Raw genomic sequence first — 19069 nt, 5'->3', positions numbered from 1 at the left:
CCCCCCCCCCCCCCCCCCCCCCCCCCCCCCCCCCCCCCCCCCCCCCCCCCCCCCCCCCCCCCCCCCCCCCCCCCCCCCCCCCCCCCCCGCTTCGTGCCACTCAGTGGAAGAAGTGGCGGGCGCCGGTGAAGTACATCGTCACGCCGGCCTTCTCGGCCGCCTCGATGACCTGCTCGTCACGGATCGAACCGCCCGGCTGGACGATCGCCTTCACGCCGGCGGCGATCAGGATCTCCGGGCCGTCCGGGAACGGGAAGAAGGCGTCCGAGGCGGCGTACGAGCCCTTGGCCCGCTCGCCGGCCCGCTCGACCGCGAGCTTGCAGGAGTCGACCCGGTTGACCTGGCCCATGCCGACGCCGACCGAGGCGCCGTCCTTGGCCAGCAGGATCGCGTTGGACTTGACGGCCCGGCAGGCCCGCCAGGCGAAGGCCAGCTCGGCCAGCTCGGCCGCGGACAGCGCCTCGCCGGTGGCCAGCGTCCAGTTCGCCGGGTCGTCGCCCTCGGCCTGCACCCGGTCGGCGTCCTGGAGCAGCACGCCGCCGGAGATCGGGCGGACCTCCTGGCGGTTGGCCGGGGCCTCGGGAGCGACCAGCACCCGCAGGTTCTTCTTCCGGGCCAGCACCTCGACCGCGCCGTCCTCGTAGCCGGGGGCCACCACGACCTCGGTGAAGATCGGGGCGATCTGCTCGGCCAGCTCGACGGTGACCGGGCGGTTGACCGCGATCACGCCGCCGTACGCGGAGACCGGGTCGCACTCGTGCGCCTTGCGGTGCGCCTCGACGACGTCGGCACCGGTCGCGATGCCGCACGGGTTGGCGTGCTTGATGATCGCGACGGCCGGCTCGGCGTGGTCGTACGCGGCGCGGCGGGCGGCGTCGGTGTCGACGTAGTTGTTGTACGACATCTCCTTGCCGTGCAGCTGCTGGGCGCCGGCCAGGCCGCCGGTGCCGTCGCTGTACAGCGCGGCGCCCTGGTGCGGGTTCTCGCCGTAGCGCAGCACGTTCTGCCGCTCCCAGGTGGCGCCCAGGAACTCGGGGAACCGCGCGTCGCTGGGGGCGTAGCCGGCCTCGAACCAGGAGGCGACGGCCACGTCGTAGGCGGCGGTGTGGGCGAACGCGGCACCGGCCAGGCGCTTGCGGGTGGCCAGGTCGAAGCCGCCCTCGCGGACGGCGGTCAGCACGTCGGCGTAGCGGGCCGGGTCGACCACGACGGCCACCGACGGGTGGTTCTTGGCGGCGGCGCGCACCATGCTCGGGCCGCCGATGTCGATCTGCTCGACGCACTCGTCCGGGGTGGCGCCCGAGGCGACGGTGGCCTTGAACGGGTAGAGGTTCACCACGACCAGGTCGAAGGGCTCGACACCGAGCTCGGCCAGCTGCGCGCGGTGCGACTCCAGGCGCAGGTCGGCGAGCACGCCGGCGTGCACGCGGGGGTGCAGCGTCTTCACGCGCCCGTCCAGGCACTCCGGGAAGCCGGTCAGCTCGGAGACCTCGGTCACCGGGACGCCGGCGGCGGCGATCCGGCCGGCGGTGGAGCCGGTGGAGACGATGGCGACCCCGGCGGCGTGCAGGCCCTGGGCCAGCTCCTCCAGACCGGTCTTGTCGTACACGCTGATCAGCGCACGACGGATCGGACGGATGTTCTCGGAGACAGGGGGGGTGGTGGAGCTGGCGCTCATGCCGGGATCCATACCTTTCGGTCCTCGATGCGGTGACCTTCGCGGGCCAGCCGGCCCACGACGTCGACGAGCAGCTTGCGCTCGACAGTCTTGATGCGCTCGTGCAGCGCGTCGCCGCCATCGGCGTGGTCGGCGTCGAGCACCTCGACGACGCCCTGCGCGATGATCGGCCCGGTGTCCACTCCGGCGTCGACCAGGTGGACGGTGCAGCCGGTGACCCTCACCCCGTACGCGAGCGCGTCGGTGACGCCGTGGGCACCGGGGAAGGACGGCAGCAGTGCGGGGTGGGTGTTGACGATCCGCCCCGCGAAGGCCGCGATGAACTCGGGGCCGAGGATCTTCATGAAGCCGGCCGTGACCACCAGGTCGGGCTGGTGGGCGGCGACGGAGGCGGTCAGCGCGCGGTCCCAGTCGCCCCGGTCCGCGAAGTCCTTCACCCGGTGGACGAAGGTCGGCAGGCCCGCCCGCTCGGCGCGCTCCAGGCCCGCGATCCCGTCCCGGTCCGCGCCCACGGCCACGATCACGGCGCCGTACGCCGGGTCGGCGGCGGCGTCGATCAGGGCCTGGAGGTTGGTGCCGGAGCCGGAGACCAGCACCACCAGGCGGGCCGGTCCGGGCGTACGGGGCGGGAAGAGCTGGGCGGGGGCGGCGGCCACTGCGCGATTCTCCGTAGGTCGGGCGCCGCCCGCTGGTACGTCCACCGGCGGTGGGGCCACTACGAACGGCAGGTCGAGCGAGGGGGGACACCAGGAGAACCCGCCGCGACGCGGGACCCGGGGAACCCGTGGGAGCTGCTGACCGTCACCACGATAACGGCTGGTCGGAGGGCCCCTGCACCCTCCCTCCGGCGCTACGCGCGTAGTTGAGACGGGGATCTCCTCGGGCCCTCCGTACCGGAGTTGCGGCCGACCGGCCCCGGTACGGGCAGGCCCCCGACGGGCCCTCGAACGCTTGCGGGATCATTGGGGCGGAGGAGACCGCCCCCGCGCGCGACCCTCCGCACGAGCCCCGACCGAGAAGGAACGGCTGAACCCATGAGCAGCGGCGACGACACCGACGAGCGCAACCCCTTCGCGCCGCCGCCCGCGGACGCCCCGGACCAGCCGTGGCGGCCGCGCAGCCCCTGGCCCGGCCAGGGGCCGGAAGGCGACGGCGGCCGGCCTGGCGGAGGCCCTGGCGGAGGTCCCGGCGGCGACCGCCCGCCGCACCCGCAGCAGTGGGGGCCGGGTCCCGGCGAGGGCGGGCCCGGCCGTCGCCCCCAGGGTCCGCAGCCGCCCCGGCTCGACCTGACGAACCCGGCCCACCGCAAGGCGCGCAACGCCGCGCTGGCCGGACCGTTCGCCCTGGTCTGCCTGTTCACCGGCTTCCACTGGATCGCGCTGCTGGTCGGCGTGCTCGGCATCGTCTGGGGCATCGGCGCGCTCCGGGCCGGGCGGGCCGGGCGGGCCGGGTCCACCCCGGCTCCCGCGGCGGCTCCGACCGGGGCGTACGGCCAGACCGGCCCCGTCGGTGCCCCGGCGCCGAACCCGCTCACCCCGGCCGCGCTCGCCGGGATCCTCACCGGCGCGATGACCGTCGTGGTCGCCACCTCGGTGATCGGGCTCAGCATCCACTACCGGGACTACGTGACCTGCGTGCGGGACTCCCTCACCAACGTCGGCGCCGAGAACTGCGACCGGTACGCACCGCAGTGGTACGTGGACTTCAGCGGGAACGCCGAGTAGCGGGAACGCCCGGTAACGGGAACGCCTAGCGGCCCGCCCGACCGGGGTCAGTCGGCGGGGCGCCGGGCGGACAGCCGCCGCACGAGGGCGTGGGTACCGGCGCGCAGCCGCAGTGCGCTCCGGCGCGTCCGGGTCGCGAGCCGGGCGTAGGCGCCCACAACGGACGCCGGGGCCCAGGCCCGCTCCCGGGCCCGGTCCCCGGCCGGATCCTCGGCCGGGTCGTCGTCCAGCGCTTCGGCCGGGTCCTCGACCTGCGCGGGGCCGAGCATCCGGTGCCGCACCAGCAGGGCGCCCGGCACCGCCACCAGGGCGAGCCAGCCCGCCGCCGCCAGGCCCGTCCACCACGGCACCGGTCCCAGCCGGGCCATCCGCTCGGCCGCCAGCGCCCCGCCGGACAGCCAGCCCAGCAGCGTCGCCCCGGCGCCGAGCAGCAACGCGGCCGCCAGGGCCGCCGTCGCCGTCGCCGCGGGCGGCCACGGCCCGTCCCCGCCCGACGGGGAGCGCCGGCCCGCCGCCGCCCGGCCCAGCAGGAGCGCCGGCACCAGCCCCGCCAGCAGCGGGAGCAGCAGCGCGGCCAACCGCCAGCCGCCCGGGCCCTCCTGGGGCAGCAGGGCGAACAGCGGGAACTCCGGCACCGGGCCGAGTTCCGCCCCGCCCGGCGACACCAGCGACCCGGCGCCGACCTCGAAGCCCGGGCCCAGCGCGTACGCGGCGCCCCACAGCACGGCGTTCGGCAGCAGCGCCACGGTGACCAGCAGCAGCCCGACCAGCGCGGCGGGCCCGCCGCCGAGCAGCGCCATCCCGCGCCCGCCCCCGGCCACCGCGTCCAGCACCGCCGCCACCGCCACCAGCAGCCCGCCCGCCGCGAGCAGCCCCGCCGCGGCCGCACCCGCCGCCCGGCACACCACGGGCGCGCCCCCGGTCGGCCGCCAGCCCGGCGGGAGCCGGTCGAACAGCGCCTCGGCGTCGATCCGCCCCGCGCCACCGGCCCACGGCGTCCCGGCGGCCTCGCCGGACCGTACGCCCGCCGCCGTCGCCAGTCCGGCCACCAGGCCCACCACCAGGAGGTCCGGCAGCACCCGGCTGCGGAGCAGTCCGGCGCCCGCGCTGTGCAGCGCCACCACGACCGCCACCGCGCAGTACCCCGCCCAGAGGGCCAGCGGGCCGCCCCAGCGCGAGCGCAGCCCCCGCCGCGCCGCCACCCCGGCCCCCGCCCGGTACAGCCGCACCACGGCCAGGGCCCCGAGCAGCAGCGGAGTGACCGTCAGCGGGGCGTCCGCGCCGCCGCGCAGGACCGGCGCGCCGTGCCCGAGCAGCCAGAGCGCACCCGCCAACCGGGTGGCACCGGCCGCGTCGGAGTCCGCGTACGGCGTCGCCACCCAGAGCCCGAGGACCGGCACCCCGACCACCGCGAGACCGACCAGCGCCGTCCGCACCCCCGCCAACAGGTCGGCCAGCGCCGGGCGTCCGCCCAATTCGCCGGGCACTTCCAGGAGCGGACGGCCCATCAGCTGCGTCATGCGCCTCATGGTGCCAAGGCGACTCGCCATGCTCCGTGAACCGGCAAACCGCCGCCGTGTCCCAGATTATTGTCTTATGCGCCTTTTCAGACCCTGCCCCCAAGCCGCCGTCGCCCCGGCCCGGAGCGTCTGATGACCACGCCACCCACCCGCGCCACCGATCCACTGCGGAAGCTGACCCCCCGTGAGGTCCAGGCCCTCACCCACCTGGCCGCCGGACACGGCCTCGATCACACCGCCGCCGCACTCGGCGTCACCACCGCGACCGCCCGTAGTTATCTGCACCGGGCCATGCGCAAGCTCGGCTGTCCCACCGAAGCCGCCGCGATCGCCCTGCTCAGGACCGCACCTCCGACCGGCCCGGGTCGGCGCCCCCCGGCCGCCCCCACCGGCACCGACCGCACGCGAGTGGCCCCCACTGCCCCGGGAGAACGCAGCGGCATGACCAAGACCACCCCGACCGGCGGGAAACCCGGCACCGACAGCGACCGCCACCACCGCTCCACCGGGGTCGGCACCGGCCCCGGCACCGGCCCCGGCCGGTCGACGGCGCACGGCGAGCCCGGCACCCCGGCGGCCTCCGGCCCCGGCCAGCAGACCGGCCAGCAGCAGCCCCAGCAGCAGGGCCGGCACCCGGGCCCGTCCGCCCGGTCCGGCCCCGCCCCGGGCAAGCCCGAGGCCCGGCGCCGTCGTCCCGCGGACGGCACGCGCGGCCCGCAGGGAGCCGGACGGAAGCCGGGCACCACCGCCGCGGCCGCCGCCCCGGCCGGTGCCCCCGAACCGGCCGCTCCTCCGGCGCCCGCGGCCGCTCGGCCCGCTCCCGCTCCCGCTTCCGGTCCCGCTTCCGTTTCCGCTTCCGCCCCCGGCGGGCGCGACGCCGCCGACTCCCGTGAACGGATCAGCGCGGCGCTCACCGAGGCGGGCCACGGACGGGACCTGACGGAGAGCTTCGAGGAGCTGTACGAGGCCGCGCACACCCGGCTGGTGCAGCAGGTGTTCCTGCTGACCGCCTGCCGCCACCGCGCGGTGCACTGCGTGCGGCGGGCGTTCGGGGAGGCCCGGCAGGACTGGGGCGGGGTGGTCGGATCGGGCGATCCGGAGGGCTGGGTGCGGGTGCGGGCCTGCGAGCTGGCGCTGTCGCCGTGGCGGCGCGGCGGCCCCCGGCGGGTGCACGCGTGGACGCTGCCGCACCGTCGGATCAGGGTCCGCCCGGCCGACGAGGCCCAGTCGGTGCTGCCGGACCACGACCGGCTGACCGACCGGGACAAGGCGCTGTTGAAGGCCCTGCGGCGGCTGTCCCGGCCGCAGCGGCGGGCCCTGGTGCTGCACGACGGGCTGGGGCTGCCGGCGGCGGCGGTCGCGCTGGAGGTGGAGTCGACCCAGGCAGCCGCCGAGGGGCGGGTGTGGGCGGCGCGGGCGGCGCTGGCGCAGTGGGTGCCGGAGCTGGTGGGGCCGGACCCGGCGGCGCCGGGGTTCGCGGACGGGCTGAGCAGGCTGCTGCACCGGGCGGCGGTACGGGGCTGCCCGGAGCCGCACCGGGCGCCGGTACCGGTGCTGCGGGCCCAGCACCGGCTGGGCACGGCCGCCCGGACGGGCGCGGCGGTGCTGCTGACGATGGCCGTGGGCGGGGCGACGGTGGCGACGCTCTCCGGGCTGCGTCCGGCGGCGCTGTTCCACCGGCCGGAGCAGCCCGTCCCCGCGCTCTGCGTGCCGGCCCCGACCGCGGAGGTGGAGGCGCCGGGCGTGCCGCTGCTGCCGGGCGGCGCACCGAACGGCATCACCAGCCTGTGGTGCAGTCCGACGCCGGGGCTGGCGGCGGTGGTGGCGGAGCCGCAGGCCCAGGCGGTCGCGCGCTGGGAGCTGCCGGCCGCGGCCCACGGCGTGGCCCCGCCGCCGCAGCAGGACCCGGCGGTCTGCCCGAGCTGGTCGCCGCTGCCCTGCGCCACCGGCCCGGCGCACTGACGCGCGGGCACCCCGGCGCACTGAGGCTCCGGCGCGCGGGCGAACCTGCGCGCCGGAGCCGGAACGGCGAGCGCCCCCGCCCTACGAGAGGGCGGGGGCGCTCAACGCACGGGTGACCGGGGTCAGCCCTTGGCGGCGATGATCTCGCGGGCCAGGCGGGCGGTCTCGGACGGCGTCTTGCCGACCTTGACACCGGCGGCCTCGAGGGCCTCCTTCTTCGCCTGGGCGGTGCCCGAGGAGCCCGAGACGATGGCGCCGGCGTGGCCCATGGTCTTGCCCTCGGGGGCGGTGAAGCCCGCGACGTAGCCGACGACCGGCTTGGTGACGTGCTCGGCGATGTAGGCCGCGGCACGCTCCTCGGCGTCGCCACCGATCTCACCGATCATGACGATGATCTCGGTCTCCGGGTCCTCCTGGAAGGCCTTGAGGGCGTCGATGTGGGTGGTCCCGATGACCGGGTCACCGCCGATGCCCACGGCCGAGGAGAAGCCGATGTCGCGCAGCTCGTACATGAGCTGGTAGGTCAGGGTGCCCGACTTCGAGACCAGGCCGATCTTGCCGGAGGTGGTGATGTCGGCCGGGATGATGCCGGCGTTCGACTGTCCGGGGCTGATCAGGCCGGGGCAGTTCGGGCCGATGATCCGGGTCTTGTTGCCCTTCGAACCGGCGTACGCCCAGAAGGCGGCGGTGTCGTGCACCGGAACGCCCTCGGTGATGACGACGGCCAGGCCGATCTCGGCGTCGATGGCCTCGATGACGGCGGCCTTGGTGAAGGCCGGCGGCACGAAGAGCACGGAGACGTCGGCGCCGGTCTCCTTCATGGCCTCGGCGACGGAGCCGAAGACCGGGATCTCGGTGCCGTCGACGTCGACCGTGGTGCCGGCCTTGCGCGGGTTGACACCGCCGACGATCTGGGTGCCGGAGGCGAGCATGCGGCGGGTGTGCTTCATGCCCTCGGCGCCGGTCATGCCCTGGACGATGACCTTGCTGTCCTTGGTAAGGAAGATAGCCATGGTGTTGAGTCCCTTCCTTACTTGTTGGCCAGCTCGGCGGCGCGGTCAGCGGCGCCGTCCATGGTGTCCACGCGCTGGACCAGCGGGTGGTTGGCGTCGTCGAGGATCTTGCGACCCAGCTCCGCGTTGTTGCCGTCCAGGCGGACGACCAGCGGCTTGGTGACGTTCTCGCCCTTGCTCTCCAGGAGCGCGAGGGCCTGCACGATGCCGTTGGCGACCGCGTCACAGGCGGTGATGCCGCCGAAGACGTTGACGAAGACCGACTTGACGTCGGGGTCGCCCAGGATGATCTCCAGGCCGTTCGCCATGACCTCGGCGGAGGCGCCGCCACCGATGTCCAGGAAGTTGGCGGGCTTGACGCCGCCGTGCTTCTCACCGGCGTAGGCGACCACGTCGAGGGTGCTCATGACGAGGCCCGCGCCGTTGCCGATGATGCCGACCTGGCCGTCGAGCTTGACGTAGTTCAGGCCCTTGGCCTTGGCGGCCGCCTCGAGCGGGTTGGCCGCGGCCTTGTCCTCGAGCGCCTCGTGCTCGGGCTGACGGAACTCGGCGTTCTCGTCCAGGGAGACCTTGCCGTCGAGCGCGATGATCTTGCCCTCACCGGACTTGATCAGCGGGTTGACCTCGACGAGGAGGGCGTCCTCCTTGATGAAGACGGTCCACAGCTTCTGCAGGACCTCGGCGACCTGGTCGGCGACCTCGGCCGGGAACTTCGCCGCGGCGACGATCTCGGCGGCCTTCTCCGGGGTGCAGCCCTCGTTGGCGTCGACCGGGATCTTGGCGAGCGCGTCGGGGTTCTGCTCGGCGACGACCTCGATCTCCACGCCGCCCTCGACGCTGGCCATGGCCAGGAAGGTGCGGTTGGTGCGGTCCAGCAGGAACGAGACGTAGTACTCGTCCTTGATGTCCGCGGTCTGGGCCAGCATCACCTTGTGAACGGTGTGGCCCTTGATGTCCATGCCGAGGATCTGCTCGGCCTTGGCGACGGCGTCCGCCGGGTCGGCGGCGAGCTTCACGCCACCGGCCTTGCCTCGGCCACCCACCTTCACCTGAGCCTTGACGACGGCGCGGCCGCCGAAGCGCTCCGCGATGGCGGCAGCGTCTGCGGCGGTCTCGATGACATCGCCGTCAAGCACGGGCACACCGTGCTTGGCGAAGAGGTCCCTCGCCTGGTACTCGAACAGGTCCACGTGTTTGTCCTTGTTCGTGGTCGCGGATTGTGTCTCTACGAGCGTGCCACGGCAGGATCTTCGCTGCGGGTCGTCGAAGCGGTGCGGGTACGCAGAGGTACGGCCTTGCGGCCCACACAGCCACGGGCGCACACGTCAATCAACACGCGCGTCACGTCCGTCTGGCAGGTTATCCCCGTGGGACGGGACTGTTCCGCCCGGGGCCTGTCCGTCATGGGTGAGAACCGTCACAGATCGGCCCACGGCCGTCGGCGGCACCTGCGGTCCACCGATCGAGCGATTCACACGTTCGAGTGAAGTCGTCGCGGCCCCGGTCCTGGCTCCCGGTCCTGGCTTCCGGTGTCAGCTCTCGGTCAGGGCTCACGGCCGGGGCTCACGATCGGTCGCTTCTCGATCGCCGCCGCCATGATCTCGGGGAAGGCGTCCGGGGTGCAGGCGAAGGCCGGGGCGCCGAGCGCGGCCAGGGCGGCGGCGTGGGCGTGGTCGTACGCGGGGGCGCCCTCGTCGGAGAGCGCGAGCAGCGCGACGAACTGGACGCCCGCCGCCTTCATCGCGGCGACCCGCCGCAGCATGCCGTCCCGGATGCCGCCCTCGTACAGGTCGCTGACCAGCACCACGACGGTCTCCGACGGCCGGGTGATCCTCGACTGGCAGTAGGCGAGCGCCCGGTTGATGTCGGTGCCGCCGCCGAGCCGGGTGGCGAACAGGACGTCCACCGGGTCGGTCAGCTGCTCGGTGAGGTCGACCACCGAGGTGTCGAAGACGACCAGCCGGGTGTCCAGGCTGCGCATCGAGGCGAGCACCGCGCCGAACACCGCGGCGTGGACGACGGACGGCGCCATCGAGCCGGACTGGTCGACGCAGAGGATGACGTCCTTCCGCACCGCCCGCCGGGCACGGGCGTACCCGACCAGCCGCGCGGGCACCACGGTGCCGTACTCGGGCAGGTAGTTCCCGAGGTTGGCCCGGATCGTCCGGTCCCAGTCGATGTCCCGGTGGCGCGGCCGGCTCACCCGGGCGCTGCGGTCCAGGGCGCCGCCCACGGTGGCCCTGGTCCGGTCGGCCAGTCGGCGCTCCAGCTCGGCGACCACCTTGCCGACCACGGCCCGGGCCGACTCCCGGGTGGTCTCGGGCAGCGCGTGCTTGAGCGACAGCAGGGTGCCGACCAGGTGCACGTCCGGCTCGACGGCCGCCAGCATCTCCGGCTCCAGCAGCAGCCGGTCCAGGCCGAGCCGGGTGATCGCGTCCTGTTGCATCAGCTGGACGACGGTGGACGGGAAGTACTCCCGGATGTCGCCCAGCCAGCGGGCCACCTGCGGGGCCGAACCGCCCAGCCCGGCGCTGCGGCGGCCGCCCCGGGGCGCCCTGCCGCCCTCCTGCGGCGCGCCCCGGTAGAGCGCGGCGAGGGCGCCGTCCATCGCGGCGTCCCGGCCGCGCAGGGTGCAGCCGGTGCCGTCGGCCTCGCCGCCGAGCACCAGGCGCCAGCGGCGCAGCCGTTCGTCGGTCGGGGTCGCTGCCATCGGGTCCTCCTCGGTACGGCGGGCGGGTCGGGGGTGGCGGCCGGGGTCAGGTGTTGCGGCCGGTGGGCTGGCGGGGGATCCGCGGGCGGACGCCGAGCAGTACGGCGAGCACCGGGAGGGCCGCGTCGGCGCGGTCCGGGTCGAGCGCCCGGGCCGACTCGGGCGCCGCCGGGGCGGCGTCCAGCGGACCGGCCGCGACCCGGCCGCCGATGGTGGTGCGCACGCCCGCCTCCAGCCCGGCGAAGGTGCGCCGCAGCAGTGGCAGGACATCGGTGAACACCTCGGCGCCGACCCCGCCGAGCCGCTCGTCCAGCAGGGCGAGCAGCCGGGGGTCGTGCAGCAGCAGGGCGCCGCCGCCGGTGAGGAAGCCCTCGACCCAACCGGCCGCGTCGGCCGGGGCGTTGGCCGTCGACAGCACCAGCCGGAGCCGTCGGCCGACCTCCTCGGAGTCCAGCCGGCCGTCGTCCAGCAGCAGCCGGACGGCGCGGCCGCGCAGTAGGCCGGGGACGCCGGTGGCCGGGGGGCCGACGGGCTCGCGGCGAGCCAGCGAGCGCAGGGCGGCGGCCCAGCGGTCGGGCAGGCCCTCGGTGCCCGCGGCCTCACCGGCTTCACCGGTGTCCCCGGCCTCACCGGCCTCACCAACCTGCTGCGCGGCCGCGTCCGGTCCGAGCAGGGCGATCGCGCCGTGCACCTCGTCGATCCGGGCCCGCATCGCCGCCGCGCCGTCCGCGTCCAGACCGACACAGGCGGGTGGCAGCCCGACGCAGACCCGCTCGGCCAGCCCGGCCGCGGCCCCGGCCAGCGCCCCGTGGTCGGTGCCGCGCACGTCGCCGTAGCGCAGCGCCCGGACCAGCGCGGGCAGCGCGCCCGCCAGGTGCGCGACGTCGGTGTCCAGGGCCGCGCAGTCCGCCAGCACCCGCATCACCGCGGGCAGCGCACCGGACAGCCCGGCCAGCAGGCAGGTCTCCACCAGGCCGGTCAGCTCGGCGAGTTCGACGGCGGCCCGGGCGGTGCCGACCGCCTTGCCGACGGCGGCCTCCTCCACCGTGGTGCCCCACTGGGCGGACTCGGCGATCCGGACCGCGAACTCCGGCTGCCAGCACAGCCGCCAGCTCTCCCGGAAGGTGCCGGTGGAGTTGACCGAGGACCGCGCCGGCACACCCCACTCGACGCCCAGCAGCCGCAGCCGGTGCAGCAGCCGGGAGCGGGCCGCGTCGGTGTCCTTGCGCAGGTCCAGGTCGAGGTCCCGGGGCGCGGCCTCCGGCCTGAGCCGCAGCGAGCGCTGCAGCCGGGCCAGGTCGCGCTGCAGCGGCACCGCCGGCGCGACGTCCGGCACCTCGCCGAGCGCGTCACCGACCACCAGGCGGTCCCGGACGAGTTCCAGGGCGACGTCCGAACCCTCGCAGAGCACCGCGCGGACGGCGTCCAGGGTCTCGGTCAGCCCGGCGAGCGGGCGGCCGCGCAGCACCGCGAGGGTCTCGGCGAGCCGGACCGCCTCGATCACGTGGGCGGAGGAGACCGGGTGGTCCTCGGCGCGCAGCAGCTCGGCGGCCCGGGTGAGCCAGCGCGGCACCGGGTCCCCCTCGGTGCTGAATAGGTGGTGGTACCAGCCGGGCGACTGGACGCCCGCGCCGTAGCCGGCGGCCTGGGAGAGCCTGCGGTGCGTCCACGGGATCCAGGTGATGTCGGCCCGCACCTTCTTCGGCAGCCCGGCGAGCAGCGCCCGGTCGTGCGCCACGGTGGGCATGGCCGCCAGCGCGGGCACGTGGAAGGCGCCGCAGACCACGGCGATCCGGCGGTGCCCGGCCCGCCGGGCGGCCCGGATCCGCTGGCGCATGTGGGCCTCGCGCAGTTCGTCCCGGCGGGACTCGCCGAGGCCCTCGGCGCGCAGCGCGGCCATCGCCTCGGCGACGGCGGCGAACGGTGCCAGCGCGTCCGTGCCGGGGGCGCGGTGCTCGACCACGTCCTCCCACCAGCGCTCCGGGTCGTCGTGGCCGGCGGCCTCGGCGAGCAGCGCCAGCGGGTCCGCGGGCCGCTCCTCGGCGGCCTCCCCGGCTTGGTCGTCGGCCCGGTCCCAGGCCTGCTCCCCCGCGGCCGGCGCGAAGGCGTACCCGGCGGGCAGGTCGATGAAGTGGACCGGCAGGTCGTGGTCCACCGCGTACCGGACCGCCACCCACTCCGGGGAGAACTCGGCGTACGGCCAGAACGCGGCCCGGGACGGGTCGTCCACCGCGTGGGCGAGCAGGGCGACCGGCGGCACCAGGTCCTTCCCGGCCGCCAGGTGGACGACGGCGTCGGCCTCCGCCGGGCCCTCGATCAGCACCGCGTCCGGCCGCCACTGCGCCAGCGCGGCCGCCACCGCCCGGGCCGAGCCGGGGCCGTGGTGCCGGATACCCAGCAGGGCGACCTCCGAGGTCACGCCGTCACCTCGCGGGCCGCACGGTAGAAGTCCTTCCAGCCGTCGCGCTCGCGCACCACCCCTTCGACGTACTCGCGCCACACCGCCCGGTCCGCCACCGGGTCGCGGACGACCGCGCCGAGGATGCCGGCCGTCACGTCCCCGGCACGCAGCACGCCGTCGCCGAAGTGGGTGGCCAGAGCGAGGCCGTTGGTCAGCACCGAGATCGCCTCGGCAGTGGAGAGGGTTCCGCTCGGGCTCTTGACCTTCGTCCGGCCGTCCACGGTGAGCCCGGCCCTCAGCTCCCGGAAGACCGTCACCACGCGCCTGATCTCCTCGGCGCCGCCGGGCAGTTCGGGCAGGTCGAGGGAGCGGCCGAGCTGGTTGACCCGGCGGGTGACGATGTCGACCTCCTCGTCCAGCGAGCCGGGCAGGGGCAGCACCACGGTGTTGAAGCGGCGGCGCAGCGCGCTGGACAGCTCGTTGACGCCGCGGTCCCGGTCGTTGGCGGTGGCGATCACGTTGAAGCCGCGCACGGCCTGCGTCTCGCCGCCCAACTCCGGTACCGGCAGGGTCTTCTCGGACAGGACGGTGATCAGGCTGTCCTGCACGTCGGCCGGGATGCGGGTGAGCTCCTCGATCCGGGCGAGCTTGCCGTCCGCCATCGCCCGCATCAGCGGCGAGGGCACCAGGGCGTCCCGGCTGGGGCCGTGGGCGAGCAGCCGGGCGTAGTTCCAGCCGTACCGGACGGCCTCCTCGGGGGTGCCCGCGGTGCCCTGCACCAGCAGCGTGGAGTCGCCGCTGATCGCGGCGGCCAGGTGCTCGGACACCCAGGTCTTCGCGGTGCCGGGCACGCCGAGCAGCAGCAGCGCGCGGTCCGTCGCCAGGGTGGTGACGGCGACCTCGACGATCCGGCGCGGGCCGATGTACTTGGGGGTGATCCGGGTGCCGTCCGGCAGCTCGCCGCCGAGCAGGTACGTCGCCACGGCCCACGGCGAGAGCTTCCAGCGCTCGGGGCGCGGACGGTCGTCCTGCGCGGCCAGCGCGGCCAGTTCACCGGCGAACGCGTCCTCGGCGTGCTGCCGCAGAACGTCGGTCATGGGGGCTCCTTGAGGTCGGCCGCCGGGTACGCGGGTGCCCCGGTGGTGGGGTGAACGGGGGGAGCCAGGTCGGCGTCCCGGCCTGTGGGAACCACCTTGCAACGCGGCACTGACAACCGCCGGACGGGCGCCGGACAACCGCCGGACGGGGACCGGACGGACAGTCAGCCGCTGTCAGTGCCCCCGCCTACCGTCGGTCGCATGGAGGAACGCTGGAGCACCGAACACGTCCTGTCGCTGGCCCCTGACGCCGCGTCGCGGAAGGCGGCGGGCCGGCTGTCCGCGCCCGCGCCCTGGTCCGGCACGGGCACCGACGGCGCCGTCCTCTGGGGCGAGTGCCGGGGCAGCGGCCGTACGCCGTACCGCACCGTGATCGAACTCGCCACGCCCGCCTACCGGTGCAGCTGCCCCAGCCGGAAGTTCCCGTGCAAGCACGCGCTCGGACTCCTCCTGTTGTGGAGCGGCACCCCCGAGGCCGTCCCGGTCGGCGAGCCCGCCGACTGGGCCGCCGAATGGCTCGGGGCCCGGCAGGAACGGGCCGAGAAGCGCGCGAGCGCCCCGGCCGACCAGGAGGCCGCCCGCCGCCGGGCCGAGCGGCGCGGCGCCCGGGTCGCGGCCGGCGCGGCCGAACTGCGGCTGCGGCTGGCCGACCGGATCCGGCACGGCCTGGCCGACCACTCCACGGCCGGCCCCTGGGAGGAGGTCGCGGCCCGGATGGTCGACGCCCAGGCCTCCGGACTCGCCACCCGGGTACGGGAGTTGGACACCCTGCCGGAGGACCGGCTGCTGGAGGAGTACGCGATGCTGCACCTGCTGGCCACCGCCGCCACCCGGCTCGACGAGCTGCCGACCGACCTGGCCGCCACCGTCCGCGCCCGGGTCGGCTACACCCTGGACACCGCCGAGGTGCTCGCCGGCCCGACCGTACGGGACCGCTGGCTGGTGCTCGGCAGCCGCACCGCGCCGATGGAAGGGGCGACCGACGAGCGGCTCACCACCCGCCGGGTCTGGCTGCGCGGCGCCAAGACCGGCCGCCCCGCCCTGCTGCTCGCCTTCGGCCGCCCCGGCCAGGCCCCCGACCTCGCCCTGCCCACCGGCCACCTGCTGGAGGCCGAACTCGCCTACCACCCCGGCGCCCGCCCGCTGCGCGCCGTGCTCGGCACCCGCTACGGCGCCCCCGGGCCCGGCCCGGCCGAGGCGCCCGCCGGGCTCACCGTCGCCGAGGCGGTCGCCGGGTACGGCACGGCGGTGGCCGACGACCCGTGGCTGGACAGCTGGCCGACCGTGCTCGCCGGGGTCGTCCCGGTCCGCGCCCCGGACGGCTGGCACCTGACGGACGGCCACCACACCGTCCCGGTCCGCCCCTCGGCCGTGCCCGAGGCCGCCCTGTGGCGGCTGGCCGCGGTCTCCACCGGCCGCCCGCTGACGGTCTTCGGCGAGTACGGCCACCAGGGTTTCGCCCCGGTCACCGCCTGGAGCGCCGAGCACCGCCCGGTCGGCCTCACCTCCGCCTAGGGGCGTGTCCTGTGGATCAGGCCAGGCCCAGGGCCGATGGAGAACCCGACGTCTCAGGAGAACCGACGATGACCCTCACCCAGGACCCGTGGGAGCCGCTGCGGACCAGCGCCCTGCTCGGCACCGACCGGCGCCCGCTCCCGCCCACCGCCCTGCCGCTCGCCGACGCCGTGGACCCCTCCGACCCGGCGACCGCCCTGCTGGAGCTGGCCGCGCTGGCCACCGTCCGCCGCCGGGCCGGCGCCCTGCCGGTACCGGCCACCGAGCCGCCCGGGCCGCCCGCTCCCGAGGACCCCCGACCCGAACTGCCCGAGGCCGCCGCCCGCCGGCTGGCCGTCCTGCTCGGCGGGCGTACCGGCGGCACCGGCGGCGGCACCCTGGCCAACCTCGCCGAGCTGCTGCCGCAGTGGCTCGCCACCGCCCGGGCCGAGGGCCTGCGGCCGCCCGCCGCGCTGATACCCGGGCTGCTCGACGCCGCCCGGGCGCGCAGCGAACTGCGCTCCGACGCCGTGGCGCTGGCCGGTCCGCTGGGCCGCTGGCTGGCCGCGCAGAACCCGGACTGGCGGTTCGTGCTGCGCACCACCGCCGCCGGCCCGACCCGGGGGCCGAACGACCCGGACGACCCGGACACCCCGGCCGGCCCGGACGACCACCGGCTGTGGCACGAAGGCCTGTTCGCCGAGCGGGTCACCCATCTGACCATGCTGCGCCGCCGCGACCCGGCCGCCGGGCTGGAGCTGCTGCGCAGCACCTGGCCCACCGAGCGCGCCGAGGACCGGCTGCTCTTCCTGGACGCCCTCCAGGACGGCCTCTCCCCCGCCGACGAGCCCTTCCTGGAGGCCGCCCTGGGCGACCGCAGCAAGAACGTCCGCGCCACCGCCGCCGAACTGCTCTCCACCCTGCCCGACTCGGCGCTCGCCCGGCGGATGGCCGAGCGGGCCCGGGCCGCCGTCCGGCTCGCCGACACCGGCACCCACCTGCTGGTCACCCCGCCCGCCGAGTGCGACGAGCGGATGCAGCGCGACGGCATCGCCCCCAAGTCGCCCACCGGACGCGGCGAACGGGCCTGGTGGTTCGGCGAGGTGGTGGCCGCCGCTCCGCTGTCGGTCTGGTCGGCCGACACCGGCCTGACGCCCGAGCAGCTGCTCGGGCTGCGGGTCGGCGACAGCGTGGACGAGACCAGCAGCAGCTGGGCCGACGACCTGCGGGAGGCCTGGGCGCGCGCCGCCGTGCGCCAGCACGACGCCGACTGGGCCCGGGCCCTGCTCGGCCCGGCCCCCGCCCCGCCGGCCCGGGGCGCCGGGCGGGCCCGGGGCGCGCGGGTCACCGGCGCCCCGGCGAAGCTGCTGGCCGTGCTCCCGCCCGAGGAGCGGGCCGCCTGGACGGCCGCCTTCATCGAGGTGCACGGCCTGGCCGAGGCCTTCCAGCTGCTCGGGGCGTGCGCCACCCCGTGGACGCCGCCGCTGTCCACCGCCGTGGTGACGGCGCTGGCCCGGGCCGCCGCCTCCGGCGCGTACCCGTGGAGCCACAGCGGGGTGCTCGGGATGACGGAGCGCGCGCTCGCCCCCGGGACGGCCGCCGCGGTGGAGGAGCTGGCCGCCGGGGCCTCGCCCGACTCCGCCTGGTCGGAGACCTTCGCCCGGCTGGCCGGGACCCTGCGCTTCCGGGCGGCGATGCTCGACGAGCTGACGGTTCACGCCGGTTGACGCACCGTCGGGCCGGGCAGCCGGTACGGCGGGTGGGCGGGTACGGCCGGGCGGGCAGCGCGGCCGTACCGGAGCACGCCCCGGGAACGCCCGAGCGGGCCGGTCCAGAACGGACCGGCCCGCTCGGCGGAGCCCAGCCGACAAGGCCCAGCCGGCGGAGCCCAGCAAACAAGGCCCAACCGGCGAAGCTCAGCCGGCGGTCCGCAGGTTGGCCTCGACCCAGGCGACCACGTCCCGGGTGGGCGTGCCCGGGGTGAAGATGTCGGCGACGCCCATCGCCTTGAGCTCGGCGATGTCCTCGTCCGGGATGATCCCGCCGCAGAAGACCTTGATGTCCTCGGCGTCGCGCTCCTTCAACAGCTGCAGCACCTTGGCGCACAGGGTCATGTGGGCGCCGGAGAGGATCGACAGCCCGATGCCGTCCGCGTCCTCCTGGATCGCGGTGTCGACCACCTGCTCGGGGGTCTGGTGCAGCCCGGTGTAGATGACCTCCATACCGGCGTCGCGCAGGGCGCGCGCGATGACCTTGGCGCCACGGTCGTGACCGTCGAGCCCCGGCTTGGCGACCACCACACGGATCGGCCCCGACACACTCATCACTGCCTCCTGGACCTCGTCGTCCATCATCCGACCGGGCTTCGTGGGCCCTCGGTGCGGTTGACGCGGTTAACGCTCGATAACCAACCAACCTGAGGGGAGATTAGCGTCACCCGCCCCGGTTGGCCGAGCCACCTCCCAAGAGGAGGGCAAAGTCACAGCGCCGGGCCTTGCTACCAGCGGGTACGCCCGTCGACGGTCCCCCCGGACACCGCGCGGACCCCCGTGCGCCCCCTTGACAACCGGCGGTTTTTCCGGGGTGTCGACGTGGGACTACAGTCACGCCTGTTTACCTCGCCCGACGACGTGACCGAGGCCCACCGAGGAGGCAGCCCCCGATGGCTCCCGAAGCAGCCGCCCGCCCCACCCGTGCGGAGCTGCGCCTCGCCGCCCGCGAGCAGTCCCGCGTACAGCGCCGCGGCGCCGCCAGGGCGGCCACCCGGGCCGCGCTGTTCCGGGTCGCGGTGCCCTCGGTGGCCGCGCTCGGGGTCGCCGGGGCGGCGGGCGCGGCGGTGGTCCAGGAGCGGGCCGACCGGGTGCCGGCACAGGCCTCGGCGGCCGACGCCAGCACCGGCCCGGCCACACCGCAGGCCGCACCGCAGGCGCTCGTCCACACCGACCAGACCCAGACCTCGCGCGGCGACGCCCGCCAGCCGCTGACCGGCGCCCAGCCCGGCGACGGCACGCCCACCGCCACCCCGACCGCCCAGCCGACCCCCGAACCGGTCAAGCCCAAGGTGGTCATGCCGGTCGCCCGGCACGGCCTGGGCGAGCTGTTCGGCGCCTCCGGCGAGCACTGGGCCAGGCGGCACACCGGCATCGACTTCCCGGTGGACGGCGGCTCCGAGGTGTACGCCGTCACCGACGGGACGGTCCGGACGCAGTGGAACCCGTTCTACGGCTACATGTCGATGTTGAAGATGCCGGACGGCACCGAGGCCTGGTACTGCCACCTGCGCAGCTACAAGGTCCGCAAGGGGCCGGTGAAGCAGGGCGACGTGATCGCCTTCGTCGGCAGCAGCGGCAACAGCACCGGGCCGCACCTGCACTTCGAGATCAGGCCGAAGGACAGCGGGCCGATCGACCCGCTGCCCTGGTTCCTCTCGAACGGCCTGGACCCGAGGTAGCGCCCAGGCCGCACCCGGG

Annotated in this window: 14 protein-coding genes; 5 read left to right on the top strand and 9 right to left on the bottom strand. The window is 76.0% G+C overall.

Annotation, left to right across the window (positions count from 1 at the left end; all coding sequences use genetic code 11):
* Positions 1–100: 100 nt before the first annotated feature.
* Positions 101–1678, bottom strand: a complete 1578-nt coding sequence (gene purH / locus ACZ4W5_RS17945) for a bifunctional phosphoribosylaminoimidazolecarboxamide formyltransferase/IMP cyclohydrolase (protein ID WP_360238113.1) — start codon at positions 1676–1678, stop codon at positions 101–103.
* Positions 1675–2334, bottom strand: coding sequence for a phosphoribosylglycinamide formyltransferase (gene purN / locus ACZ4W5_RS17940; protein ID WP_360238115.1), 660 nt, complete (start codon positions 2332–2334; stop codon positions 1675–1677). Before purN ends, purH begins: the two co-directional genes overlap by 4 nt.
* Before the next feature lie 378 nt (positions 2335–2712).
* On the opposite strand from purN, the gene ACZ4W5_RS17935 reads away from it, so the two are divergent.
* A complete protein-coding gene (locus tag ACZ4W5_RS17935) occupies positions 2713–3402 on the top strand; it encodes a hypothetical protein (RefSeq protein WP_465655385.1) in 690 nt (229 codons plus the stop codon).
* Positions 3403–3449: 47 nt separating this feature from the next.
* On the opposite strand, the gene ACZ4W5_RS17930 is transcribed toward ACZ4W5_RS17935, so the two are convergent.
* A complete protein-coding gene (locus tag ACZ4W5_RS17930; protein ID WP_465655383.1) occupies positions 3450–4922 on the bottom strand; it encodes a cell division protein PerM in 1473 nt (490 codons plus the stop codon).
* A gap of 132 nt (positions 4923–5054) precedes the next feature.
* Between ACZ4W5_RS17930 and ACZ4W5_RS17925 the strand changes: the two genes are divergently transcribed.
* Positions 5055–6884 (top strand): LuxR C-terminal-related transcriptional regulator, encoded by a 1830-nt coding sequence (locus ACZ4W5_RS17925; RefSeq protein WP_465655381.1) that lies wholly within the window; start codon positions 5055–5057, stop codon positions 6882–6884.
* Positions 6885–7006: 122 nt separating this feature from the next.
* On the opposite strand, the gene sucD is transcribed toward ACZ4W5_RS17925, so the two are convergent.
* From sucD to ACZ4W5_RS17900, 5 genes are all read right to left on the bottom strand, one after another.
* On the bottom strand, positions 7007–7897 hold the full coding sequence (sucD, locus tag ACZ4W5_RS17920; RefSeq protein ID WP_360238123.1) for a succinate--CoA ligase subunit alpha: 891 nt from the start codon (positions 7895–7897) through the stop codon (positions 7007–7009).
* A gap of 17 nt (positions 7898–7914) precedes the next feature.
* The gene (gene sucC / locus ACZ4W5_RS17915) at positions 7915–9087 is read right to left on the bottom strand and encodes an ADP-forming succinate--CoA ligase subunit beta (protein ID WP_360238125.1); all 1173 of its coding nucleotides are present in this window, start codon (positions 9085–9087) and stop codon (positions 7915–7917) included.
* A 353-nt stretch (positions 9088–9440) separates the two neighbouring features.
* Positions 9441–10607: a VWA domain-containing protein gene (locus ACZ4W5_RS17910; protein WP_465655379.1), complete on the bottom strand. Its 1167-nt coding sequence runs from the start codon at positions 10605–10607 to the stop codon at positions 9441–9443.
* 46 nt (positions 10608–10653) lie between these two features.
* Complete coding sequence (locus ACZ4W5_RS17905; RefSeq protein ID WP_465655390.1) at positions 10654–13065, bottom strand: DUF5682 family protein; 2412 nt, start codon at positions 13063–13065, stop codon at positions 10654–10656.
* A complete protein-coding gene (locus tag ACZ4W5_RS17900) occupies positions 13023–14105 on the bottom strand; it encodes an ATP-binding protein (protein ID WP_402489278.1) in 1083 nt (360 codons plus the stop codon). The genes ACZ4W5_RS17905 and ACZ4W5_RS17900 overlap by 43 nt, the downstream gene beginning before the upstream one ends.
* A gap of 201 nt (positions 14106–14306) precedes the next feature.
* Between ACZ4W5_RS17900 and ACZ4W5_RS17895 the strand changes: the two genes are divergently transcribed.
* The gene (locus ACZ4W5_RS17895) at positions 14307–15620 is read left to right on the top strand and encodes an SWIM zinc finger family protein (RefSeq protein ID WP_465655377.1); all 1314 of its coding nucleotides are present in this window, start codon (positions 14307–14309) and stop codon (positions 15618–15620) included.
* A 68-nt stretch (positions 15621–15688) separates the two neighbouring features.
* A complete protein-coding gene (locus tag ACZ4W5_RS17890; RefSeq protein ID WP_465655376.1) occupies positions 15689–17326 on the top strand; it encodes a DUF5691 domain-containing protein in 1638 nt (545 codons plus the stop codon).
* A 189-nt stretch (positions 17327–17515) separates the two neighbouring features.
* On the opposite strand, the gene ACZ4W5_RS17885 is transcribed toward ACZ4W5_RS17890, so the two are convergent.
* Positions 17516–17923, bottom strand: coding sequence for a cobalamin B12-binding domain-containing protein (locus tag ACZ4W5_RS17885; protein WP_360238137.1), 408 nt, complete (start codon positions 17921–17923; stop codon positions 17516–17518).
* Between the two features lie 338 nt (positions 17924–18261).
* Between ACZ4W5_RS17885 and ACZ4W5_RS17880 the strand changes: the two genes are divergently transcribed.
* Complete coding sequence (locus ACZ4W5_RS17880) at positions 18262–19050, top strand: M23 family metallopeptidase (RefSeq protein WP_465655374.1); 789 nt, start codon at positions 18262–18264, stop codon at positions 19048–19050.
* Positions 19051–19069: the final 19 nt, after the last annotated feature.

Source organism: Kitasatospora sp. NPDC029367, assembly GCF_055569135.1.
Note: the sequence above shows the minus strand (reverse complement) of the source record. Positions and strands in the feature narration are given on the sequence as shown.

Coding starts and splice junctions, on each gene's coding strand:
- ACZ4W5_RS17925 (WP_465655381.1), top strand. CDS start 5,055: ATGACCACGCCACCCACCCGCGCCACCGATCCACTGCGGAAGCTGACC.
- ACZ4W5_RS17890 (WP_465655376.1), top strand. CDS start 15,689: ATGACCCTCACCCAGGACCCGTGGGAGCCGCTGCGGACCAGCGCCCTG.
- ACZ4W5_RS17935 (WP_465655385.1), top strand. CDS start 2,713: ATGAGCAGCGGCGACGACACCGACGAGCGCAACCCCTTCGCGCCGCCG.
- sucD (WP_360238123.1), bottom strand. CDS start 7,897: ATGGCTATCTTCCTTACCAAGGACAGCAAGGTCATCGTCCAGGGCATG.
- ACZ4W5_RS17910 (WP_465655379.1), bottom strand. CDS start 10,607: ATGGCAGCGACCCCGACCGACGAACGGCTGCGCCGCTGGCGCCTGGTG.
- purH (WP_360238113.1), bottom strand. CDS start 1,678: ATGAGCGCCAGCTCCACCACCCCCCCTGTCTCCGAGAACATCCGTCCG.
- ACZ4W5_RS17895 (WP_465655377.1), top strand. CDS start 14,307: ATGGAGGAACGCTGGAGCACCGAACACGTCCTGTCGCTGGCCCCTGAC.
- ACZ4W5_RS17885 (WP_360238137.1), bottom strand. CDS start 17,923: ATGAGTGTGTCGGGGCCGATCCGTGTGGTGGTCGCCAAGCCGGGGCTC.
- ACZ4W5_RS17930 (WP_465655383.1), bottom strand. CDS start 4,922: ATGACGCAGCTGATGGGCCGTCCGCTCCTGGAAGTGCCCGGCGAATTG.
- ACZ4W5_RS17900 (WP_402489278.1), bottom strand. CDS start 14,105: ATGACCGACGTTCTGCGGCAGCACGCCGAGGACGCGTTCGCCGGTGAA.
- ACZ4W5_RS17880 (WP_465655374.1), top strand. CDS start 18,262: ATGGCTCCCGAAGCAGCCGCCCGCCCCACCCGTGCGGAGCTGCGCCTC.